At 62.2% G+C, this 7,448-nt stretch carries 4 protein-coding genes; 1 reads left to right on the top strand and 3 read right to left on the bottom strand.

The annotated features are described in order from the left end of the window. Window positions 1-334: 334 nt before the first annotated feature. Genes RYB09_RS02375 through RYB09_RS02365 form a run of 3 tightly spaced genes read right to left on the bottom strand, consistent with a single transcriptional unit; the run spans window position 335 to window position 4,874 of the window. The gene (locus tag RYB09_RS02375) at window positions 335-1,723 is read right to left on the bottom strand and encodes an efflux transporter outer membrane subunit (protein WP_122281912.1); all 1,389 of its coding nucleotides are present in this window, start codon (window positions 1,721-1,723) and stop codon (window positions 335-337) included. Between the two features lie 7 nt (window positions 1,724-1,730). After that, window positions 1,731-3,701 (bottom strand): MacB family efflux pump subunit, encoded by a 1,971-nt coding sequence (locus RYB09_RS02370; protein ID WP_005779970.1) that lies wholly within the window; start codon window positions 3,699-3,701, stop codon window positions 1,731-1,733. Beyond that, entirely contained in the window at window positions 3,702-4,874 is a 1,173-nt protein-coding gene (locus RYB09_RS02365; RefSeq protein WP_058402425.1) for an efflux RND transporter periplasmic adaptor subunit, read from the bottom strand. A 203-nt stretch (window positions 4,875-5,077) separates the two neighbouring features. On the opposite strand from RYB09_RS02365, the gene RYB09_RS02360 reads away from it, so the two are divergent. Continuing rightward, window positions 5,078-7,417, top strand: a complete 2,340-nt coding sequence (locus tag RYB09_RS02360; RefSeq protein ID WP_316887324.1) for an acylase — start codon at window positions 5,078-5,080, stop codon at window positions 7,415-7,417. Window positions 7,418-7,448 lie beyond the last annotated feature (31 nt).

Raw genomic sequence — 7,448 nt, 5'->3', positions numbered from 1 at the left:
CAAAGAGGACGCGGAGCGTCCCGAACGGCATGCGACGCAGAGCGTCGCACGATAATTGAGTTATCTGCGCAGACCGACGCAGAGCTTCAGTACGATAGTTGGGATTATCGTTCCGCATGCTCCAGCGTGGGAATGCAGGTCAGGACGCTCTGCGTCTCAAAGAGGACGCGGAGCGTCCCGAACGGCATGCGACGCAGAGCGTCGCACGATAATTGAGTTATCTGCGCAGACCGATGCAGAGCTTCAGTACGATAGTTGGGATTATCGTTCCCTACGCTCCAGCGTGGGAATGCAGTTCTCGACGCTCTGCGTCGCACGATAGGGGGGCGTGCGCTCAGCGCACCTGCCAGCCGCCGCCCAGCGCTTTGTACAGCGCGATGCTCGCCTGCACCCGTGCCAGCCGCAACTGCACGCTTACGTCCTGTGCCTGGTACAGCGTGCGTTGGGTTTCCAGTACCGTCAGTAAGTCTTCGGCACCTTCTTCATAGCGGCTCTGGGCGATGTTGAAAGCGGTTTGCGCCTGTTTGAGTTCTTCTTCGTGCCAGTAGCGTTGCTGGTCCAGGCCTTGAATGCTGTTCAGGGCTTTTTCGACGTCGGCGAAGCTGTTGATGATCGCTCCGCGATAGGTTTCCAGCAGCTCTTCCTGACGAGCTGTGGCCCTGTCGCGCTCGGCAGCCAGACGCCCATTATTGAAGATCGGCCCGACCAGACCGGCAGCCAGGCTGCTGAACGGTGCGCGCAACCAGTCTTCGGCGCGGGTGGCTTCGGTGCCGAGCCTGGTGCTCAGGGTCAGCTTTGGCAGCATGGCAGCGCGCGCCACCGTGACATTGGCTTGCGCCGCGGCCAGTTCAGCTTCGGCTTTGGCCAGATCCGGGCGGCGGGTCAGCAGTTCGCTGGGCAGACCGGGGCCGATGTCCGGCCAGTTCAGGGTGGCGAATGCCTGATCACCGAGGTTCAGATTCTGTACCGGCTGGCCGAGCAACGCTGCCAGGCTGATCAACTGCTCGTTGGCCAGTTGCTGAACGCGTGGCAGTTCGCGCTGCTGGGTGGCGACCAGGTTTTTCTGCTGCGCCAGTTCCAGTGCAGTGGCCGAACCCGAGTCGTAACGGGTCTGCACCAGCCTCAAAACGCTTTGCGCGTTGGCCAGGTTCAGCTCGGCAATCCGGCCTTGCTCGCGCGCCGCGAGGGTTTGCGCATAGCGGTCAGCGACGTTGCCGAGCAGGGTGAGTTCTACAGTCGCCTGATCGAATTCGCTGGCCCGCAGGCTTTGTAGCGCACTGTCGCGTCCGGCGGCGATACCGCCCCAGAAATCCACTTCATAGCTGGCGGTCAGGTCGCTGGTGAAGTTGTTGGTGTTGTTGTCGTCGGAAGGGTTGGCCTTGCGGTCGCTGTTGCGCACGAACTTGTTGCGTTCGCCGCGCAAGTCAAAGGCCAGCTCCGGAAGCAAAGGTGCGCCGCCAATGATGGCGGTGGCCTGCGCCTGACGCACACGAGCCATTGCTGCAGCGACTTCGTGGCTGTCGCGACTGGCCTGTTCGATCAGGCGATTCAATTGCGGGCTGCCGAACTGCTGCCACCAGCGGGCGTCGCTGCGCTGGGCAGCAGCGCTCTGGGCAAACGCCCAGCGTGCAGGTGGCTGAATGCCGCTGGCCAGGCGCGGAGCCGGGGCATTGCAGGCGGTCAGTAACAGGCAGACGGTCAAAAGGGAAAGGCTCGGCTTCATTGATTGTTCATTCACTGGTAAGGGCCGCAACCGGGTCGAGCCGGGCAGCTTTGCGGGCAGGCATGAAGCCGAAGATCACGCCGGTGACCAGTGCGCAGGCAAACGCTCCGGCCACTGCCGGCACGGTGAACGCAACCGCCACCTTGCTCAGCAACAAGGCTGCGCCCATGCCCAGCGCCAGCACGACACCGGCCAGCCCGCCGACCACGGAAAGCATCACCGCTTCGGTGAGGAACTGCCGCAGGATGTCGCTCTGCCGAGCGCCGGTGGCCATACGGATGCCGATTTCACGGGTGCGCTCACGCACAGTCATGAGCATGATGTTCATCACGCCGATGCCGCCGACCAGCAACGAGATCGCCGCAATCGAGCCGAGCATCAGCGACAGGGTGTTCTGGGTGCGTGCTTCAGCCTGGATCATCGCGGCGTTGTTGGTCAGCTCGTAATCCTGCTTGCCGTTATGCAGGCGTTGCAGCAGGTTGCGTATTGCTTCTTCGGCGTGTTTGACGTTGTTGGCATCGCGTGTAGCGATGGTGATGTACTCGGGGTCCTGCGAGCCAAACAGACGGATGCTGGCCGCCGAGTAGGGAATGGCGATGCGGTTGTCGCTGTCCAGGTCACCGGAAGTGGCGCCTTTTTCCTCAAGCACGCCGACCACCTGAAACGGCACGTTTTCGATCAGGATGTACTGGCCAATAGGGTCGGTATGCTCGCCGAACAGTTTCTGGCGAACTTTGTAACCAATCACTGCCACGGCGGCAGCACTTTGCTCATCCGCTTCGCTGAAATAACTGCCTTCCACTACCGGCCAGTTGAAGATCGCCGGAAAGTGCGTGTCGTTGCCGCCGACATAACTGGAATGATCGACGTTGCCGTAGCGCACGCCGGCCTGTCCGCCGTTGACCGGCATGATCATTTTTACCTCGGGCAGCTCGCCCAGCGCCGCGACCTCTTCAAGCGTGATGATGCCCTTGGGTGCACGCGGGTTGGGGGCCTTGCCGTTGAGGTAAATGATGTTGGAGCCGAACGAGGACATCTGTGCCATGACCTGGCGCTTGCTGCCTTCACCGACCGCCAGCATGACCACCACGGATGCAACGCCGATGACGATACCCAGCAGCGTCAGCGCGGTACGAAAGCGGTTGATCCACATCACCCGCCACGCGGCCTGAACCGCGTCGAGCAGTTCGCCTTTCCACGCCCCGCGACTGCCGCTGCCGTCGCTCAGACGCTTGCGCAGGTCGACGGCCTGTAGCGCAGCGGGGTTGGCTGAACGTGGCGCAGACAGATCGCATGCGGTATCGCTGACCACCAGGCCGTCGCTGATCTCGATGACCCGTTTGGCGCGGGCTGCGACTTCCCGGTCATGGGTGATCAGGATCACCACATGGCCCTGGCTGGCCAGTTCGTCCAGCAGCGCCATGACCTCGGCACCGCTGTGGCTGTCCAGCGCACCTGTGGGTTCGTCGGCGAGGATGATATGCCCGCCATTCATCAAGGCGCGGGCAATGGACACCCGTTGCTGCTGGCCACCAGACAGCTGGTGTGGCCGGTTGCCGGTGCGCGACCCCAGGCCCAGCCGGTCGAGCAGTGCGGCAGCTCGGGCGTGGCGCTCTGCGGCGGGTGTGCCAGCGTAGATGGCTGGCATTTCAACGTTTTCCTGTGCCGAGCCGGAAGGGATAAGGTGGTAGCCCTGAAACACAAAACCGAATGCCTCGCGGCGCAGCCAGGCGAGTTCGTCGCTGCCCAGCTCTGCAACGTTTTCCCCGGCGAACAGGTATTCACCCGAGGTCGGGCGATCCAGGCAGCCGAGGATGTTCATCAGTGTCGACTTGCCGGAACCGGAGGCGCCGACAATCGCTACGAATTCCCCGGCATGGATCGATAAATCGATACCACGCAGAACGTTGACCAGCGGGCTGTCGCCACCGCCGTAGGATTTGCGGATGGCGCGCAGGTCGATAAGCGGCGTTTGCATTCAGCCCCCGCTGCCGACAGAAGCCGGCACCAGCAGGCGATCACCTTCATTCAGGCCGTCGAGCACCTGCACGCGCAGGCGGTCGCTGATACCGGTGCGTACCTGACGGTTTTGCACCTCGCCATTGGCGGACAGCACCTGCGCGATCTGCACATCGGCCTGAGGGCCGTTCTGCAAGGCTGCGAGCGGGGCGGTCAGGGTGTTCTGCGCGCTGCCAGCGACAAAGAATATCTGTGCGGTCATTTCTGCCATCAGTGCCTGGTCGCTGTTATCCACGTCCAGCAGCACGGTGTACAGCACAACCCGACCGCCCCCGCTCTTGCGCGCGCTGCTCGGGCTGCCGCCACCCTGATTGGCTTGATCCAGCGGTCTGGGCGGCACCGGCAGGATTTGCCGTACAGTGCTGCTCCAGCGCCGGTTGCCGCCGCTGAGGGTGGTGAAATAGGCCGTCATGCCGGGTTTGACGTGGCCAATATCGGCTTCCGAGACTTCGGCCCATACCGTCATGGGCGACAAGCGGGCGATGCGCAGAATCAGCGGTGTCTGCTGTTGTGCGTTCAGGGTCTGACCTTCGCGCGCATCCAGTGCGACCACCGTACCGCTCATGGGCGCGTAGATGCGCGTGTAGCCCAGCGCCGCTTCGTCACTGCGCAGCGCCGCCTGAGCTTCGAGGATCTGCGCCTTGAACATGTCGACCCGTGCCTGTGTGGCACGAAATTCCGATTCCGCAGCCTGCACGTCTTCGGCACGCGTGGCACCGCCCGCCGCGAGGCGTTTCTGACGTTGTTGCTTCTGTTCGGCCAGCTCGTGCAGCGCCCGCTGTTCCTGAAGCTGGGCCTTGAGGTTTTCGATGGCGTAACGCGCGGCGTCCAGCCTGGCTTTTTGTGTCGACGGATCGATTTCGACCAGCAAGTCGCCTTCCTTGACCTGATCGCCGACCTGCGCGTGGATTTTCATGATCTGCCCGGTGGCCTGTGAGCCGACGTCCACATAGCTGCGTGGCTGCAAGGTACCCAGTGCGGTCACGCTGTTTTCGATGTTGCTGCGGGTCACCGTCACGGTCGCGGCATGACCTGTGCTGTCGGGCATGATCTGCCAGGCACACACGGCGATGACCGGGAACAGGCACAGCGCCACGAGAAGGGCGCGTCGAGGAGGGCGAGAGCGTTTCATGCAGGTTCCTGGGGTGGGAAAAATCAACCGATCGACGGACGCCGGCTGCAGAGCGGGCCTTTATATAGAGCTGCCCTTTAAACGAGGGATGAGGACGGGAATTTAGCGTCGGCTGCGGGTTGCATTGCGCGAGTAAATTTTGCGTCTGCGCTTCGTTTAAGGGGAGCGGCTAATTCGGGTCGTCTTGTCGAGTTGGAGTCAGCGTGATTATTTCCAGACCCCTGTGCGGTTTTGTGTTTGCAGGTCTTTCTTTCGCGGTGATATTGCCTGCCCAGGCCCTGGTTGCCGCTGATCATCAGGCTGCCCGCGCCGAAATCCGGCGTACCGGTTTTGGCGTGCCGCATATCGTCGCCGCCAATGAGCGCGGTCTGGGTTACGGCATCGGTTATGCGTATGCGCAGGACAACCTGTGCCTGCTGGCCAACGAAGTCGTCACCGTCAACGGCGAGCGCTCACGCTATTTCGGGCCGGACAAGGCGACCCTTGAGCAACGCAGCAACATGGCCAGCGACCTGCTGTTCAAGTGGCTCAATACGCCTGAGGCGCTGGCGGATTTCTGGAAGGCTCAGCCGCCCGAGATTCGCCAGTTGATGCAGGGCTATGTCGCCGGCTACAACCGCTCGCTGGATGAGCAGAAGGCCAAGGGCCTGCCGCAGCCTTGCGCAGCCGATTGGGTTCGGCCGATCAGCACCGATGATTTGCTGCGCCTGACTCGCCGCTTGCTGGTCGAGGGCGGCGTAGGGCAGTTCACCGAGGCCTTTGCCGGTGCCAAACCGCCTTCTGCGCAAAAGTCATTGCAGGTTGATAGCCAGCAGGTTCAGGCGCTGCAATTGGCCGCTGTGCGCAATCAGCGCTTTGCCCTGGAGCGTGGCAGCAATGCCGTGGCAATAGGGCACGAGCTGTCCGCCAATGGGCGCGGCATGCTGTTGGCCAACCCGCACTTTCCATGGGGCGGCGGCATGCGCTTCTATCAAATGCACCTGACCATTCCTGGCAAGCTCGACGTGATGGGCGCCGCATTGCCGGGCCTGCCGCTGATCAATATCGGTTTCAACCGGCATCTGGCCTGGAGCCATACCGTCGACACGTCGAAACACTTCACCTTGCATCGCTTGCAGCTCGACCCGAAAGACTCGACCCGTTACCTGCTGGATGGAAAATCCATCGCTATGGGCCAGCAGCAAGTCAGCGTCGAGATGAAGCAGCCGGACGGTAGCCTCAAGGCTGTGCCGCGCATTATTTATTCGTCGACGTTCGGCCCGATCGTGCAGTGGCCGGGCAAGCTGGACTGGGATGACAAGTTCGCCTTCAGCCTGCGTGACGCCAACCTGGAAAATGACCGGGTGCTGCAACAGTGGTATTCGATGGACAAGGCTGACAGCCTTGAGGCGTTTCAGGATTCGGTGCACAAGATTCAGGGCATCCCTTGGGTCAATACCCTGGCGGTTGATGCCAAGGGGCAGGCGCTGTACATGAACCTCTCGGTAGTACCGAACGTTGACGCCGCCAAGCTCGCCAAGTGCAGTGACCCGCGCATCGGCACCGAGCTGATCGTGCTCGACGGCTCGCGCAGTGAATGTAACTGGGATATATCCGTGGAGGCGGCTCAGGCCGGTATTTATCCGTCCTCACGCCAGCCGCAACTGTTGCGTAGCGACTTTGTGCAGCATTCCAATGACTCGGCATGGATGGTCAATCCGGCGGCGCCGCTGACGGGCTTTTCGCCGCTGATCAGCCAGGACGGCCAGCCACTCGGTCAGCGTGCGCGCTTTGCGCTGGATCGACTGGGCGGCCTGCAACAGGCTGGCAAGGTCAGCGCCGAGAACCTGCAAGCGATGGTCATGGACAACGAGGTGTATCAGGCCGGGCAAGTGCTGCCGGATCTGTTGAAGTTCTGTGCTTCGGAGCTGGGCGATGATGCTGCGCGTCTGGCGCCGTTGTGCGCCGCCTTGAAAGCCTGGGACGGACGCGCTGATCTGAACAGTGGCATCGGTTTCGTGTACTTCCAGCGGATCGTGACGTCCATGCAAGGCGTTGCCTCGCGCTGGCGCGTGGTGTTCGACCCGCAGAACCCGACCCACACGCCAAGTGGGCTGGCCATTGAAAACCCTCAGGTTGCCAGCGCACTGCGCGCCGCCATGCTTGCGGCGGTTGATGAGGTGGCCAAGGCCGGTCTTTCGCCCGAGAGTAAATGGGGCGACATTCAGGTCTCCAGCCTCAGCGGCAAACCCATTCCGATTCATGGTGGCCCGGCCGGGCTCGGCGTCTACAACGCCATGCAGACCATCGCTGGCAAGGACGGCAAGCGTGAAGTGGTCAGCGGCACCAGCTATCTGCAGGTGGTGACGTTTGATGAGCAGGGGCCCAAAGCGCAAGGCCTGCTGGCGTTCTCTGAATCGAGCAACCCGCAGTCGGCCCACTCAAGGGACCAGACCGAGGCGTTTTCGAAAAAACAGTGGAGTGAGTTGCCGTTCACCGAACAGCAAATCAAGGCTGATCCAGCGTATCAGGTGCAGGTGATCAGCGAGGAGGGCAGCCGCTGAACATGGCAGGAGAAGCGTTTGGGCCGGGCGG

It is taken from the genome of Pseudomonas syringae group sp. J254-4 (assembly GCF_032586855.1).
In the GTDB taxonomy this organism is placed as follows: Bacteria; Pseudomonadota; Gammaproteobacteria; order Pseudomonadales; family Pseudomonadaceae; genus Aquipseudomonas; species Aquipseudomonas amygdali.
The sequence above is the reverse complement of the archived record's forward strand: the minus strand, read 5'-3'. Positions and strand labels throughout refer to the sequence as shown.